General features: G+C 73.0%; 1 pseudogene. It reads left to right on the forward strand.

The features are described from left to right. Positions 1–443: pseudogene (locus ACFR9S_RS14000) on the forward strand (CopG family transcriptional regulator); the annotation flags it as partial. Positions 444–485 lie beyond the last annotated feature (42 nt).

The following is a 485-nucleotide window of genomic DNA, read 5'->3' on the forward strand; positions in this document are numbered from 1 at the left end:
CGCTCCGGCGGTCGCTCGCGGAGCTCGACCGGCAGGTCGAGGGCGGGTTCGACAACTACGAGGCGGTGCTCTCCTCGGTGCTCGACCGCGCCGACGACGGCGAGGAGCAGCTCGATACGCTCGCGAACGCGGTGGTGAGCCTGCGCCGGCGGGTCACCGAACTGGAGGCCGCCGACGCCCGCCGGAGCGCCGTCGAGGAGCTGCAGGCCGAGGCCAACCGCCGGAACGTGGGGGCGGCCGACTGCGGCGCGTGTGAGCGGCAGGTCCACGTCGGCCTGCTGTCGGCGCCGCGGTGTCCACACTGCGACGAGGCGTTCGTCGACGTGGAGCCGGGGCGTCGCTTCTTCGGCTCCGCGACGCTCGTGACCGGCGACCAGCCGGCGCTGACCGGCGAGTCGTTCGACCCCGAGGCGGCCGAGGAGGTGTTCGAGGACGATGAGTGAGGACGACGGCTTCGACGACCCGGAAGATGACGACGAGGAGCT

The organism is Halolamina salina (assembly GCF_042678005.1).
In the GTDB taxonomy this organism is placed as follows: domain Archaea; phylum Halobacteriota; class Halobacteria; order Halobacteriales; family Haloferacaceae; genus Halolamina; species Halolamina salina.